The following is a 1,875-nucleotide window of genomic DNA, read 5'->3' as shown; positions in this document are numbered from 1 at the left end:
CCGTTTCTACCAGCTTTATGGCCACTGCTTCAGTCAACCTTTCGTATTTATCCAACCCTAATGCTTTGTCCAGGGGGTAGATGTACGCGTTTCGCTTTTTGTCGAAGTAATAGGTCCTGCTAAAAGATATATCCCCAAAGATGGTATATAAGCTCCTTCTGTCTTCACGCCTTTCTACAACTAATCCTCTTTCCTTTCGAGACGTTTTGTCCTTTAATATGGCCTCATTTGCAAGCTCGAAGTAAGCCTTTATCAGTTCTCGGATAAAGGCCTTCATGATCCGAGAGATTTCGTCTTCAATTTCCGCTAATGTCCTGACCTCGGAATCACCGAAGAATTCAAGCAACTCCTTGATGAAGTTTGGTGCTTTTGTAGTAAAATATCCTTGTTCAAGTTGGGACCCTCCTTTATGAGTTTTTGTGTGCTACAAAGATTCTATCAAAAGGAGCGGTCCCTTTATTTTTTACCTCTGAAAATCTCCTGCAAATATTTTACGCGATCAATATGTATACATATATTTTCTACATTTCTATGTTCTCGCAAATCTTTATGAGTTCCTCCAAAGCCTCTTCTTCTTTATCGCCATCAGCTCTTAAAATAATCTTTTCGTTTGGCTCTACTCCTAAGCTCATAACAGCCAATATGCTTTTAGCATCAACCTCTTTGTCGTTTTTGGAAATGGTGATTTTACACGGAAAAGACGCAGCCTTTTGAACGAACACCGCAGCTGGTCGGGCATGCAAACCATGCGGGTTTTTCACAATTACCTCTTTTTCGACCACTGTTTTAACCTCCTTGAGCGACAATATCGGCGGATTGCTTGGCGGGTAAAGATCTACTCGCCACTATATCCACACCAGTATCACATACATTTTTAATTATGACCTGGCCAATTTCTATAGGAGCCTTTATTTTGACTCGGGCAACAGTCTTTGTTATGTCAAATATCTTATCTTTGGGAACCGGTTCCCTGCTACGCACCGGGCATACAGGCAGAGCTCCACCCTCAACTCTTACAGTAGAGGCAAACACCCTCCGTGGATCGGCTAACTCTACTTTGGCGTATTCTTCTCCTCTAGGACAACTGCTCCCTGAAATCGAAACAATTTTTCCATTTTCCTCCGTGGCTATCATGAAACAGCCAACAGGACAAGATGTACATGTTATTCTCCTTTCGACAGACATTTTTAAGCCTCCCTTATATCCACAAGAATTTCCTCGACATCGCCAAGGGATTTTACATATTCAGCCTTTATCTGAACTTCGCTCATCTCGCCCGGCCTAGCATACCTTAACTGTTTTTCGTATGCACCTGGTTCAACAATGACCTTACATCTTTTTTCTATAGGTTGTGCAACTCGCATATAAATTGTCGCATCTGACTGACCAGACAACCATTGAGGGGAATATAGTCTCACGTTGCTGCCTCCCAGTATCTTGATTTTTCTTGCTGCTTCTTTTAATTCCCCTGCAGCGAAAAGGGCAGCATTTTTGCCAGCTCTTTCGCCTTCTTTGCTCACCCAGTCAACGAGATCATAGACGATAACCACATTGCCAGCAGCGAATATCTTTGGCTTTGAGGTCTGTAAAAGTTCATTAACACAAGGTCCTTGAGTAACTGGATTTATCGCAACGCCGGCCATTCTAGAAAGTTCATTCTCGGGAATAAGGCCTACTGCCAAAAGCAGCGTGTCACAACCTACAAAACACTCAGTTCCTACAATGGGATTGCGATTCCTATCAACCTTTGCAACAGTTACTCCTTCTAGCCTATCCTTTCCATGGATCTCTACAACGGTTTCTTCTAAATGAAAAGGAATTCCATAATCATCCAAACACTGGGCTATGTTGCGCCTAAGCCCACCCGGCCACGGC

At 43.0% G+C, this 1,875-nt stretch carries 3 protein-coding genes and 1 pseudogene; all 4 read right to left on the bottom strand.

Annotated elements, in window-relative coordinates:
• Positions 1-393, bottom strand: a pseudogene (locus Q7P41_RS05990) (UPF0236 family transposase-like protein); the annotation flags it as partial.
• A gap of 128 nt (positions 394-521) precedes the next feature.
• Positions 522-782, bottom strand: a complete 261-nt coding sequence (locus tag Q7P41_RS05985; RefSeq protein ID WP_303882882.1) for an HPr family phosphocarrier protein — start codon at positions 780-782, stop codon at positions 522-524.
• A 4-nt stretch (positions 783-786) separates the two neighbouring features.
• Positions 787-1,185: a DUF1667 domain-containing protein gene (locus Q7P41_RS05980; RefSeq protein ID WP_303882881.1), complete on the bottom strand. Its 399-nt coding sequence runs from the start codon at positions 1,183-1,185 to the stop codon at positions 787-789.
• A 2-nt stretch (positions 1,186-1,187) separates the two neighbouring features.
• Positions 1,188-1,875 (bottom strand): NAD(P)/FAD-dependent oxidoreductase (locus tag Q7P41_RS05975; protein ID WP_303882880.1); only part of this gene is annotated, 688 nt, incomplete at its 5' end.

It is taken from the genome of Acetomicrobium mobile (assembly GCF_937920065.1).
This window is presented reverse-complemented; position numbering and strand designations above follow the sequence as displayed.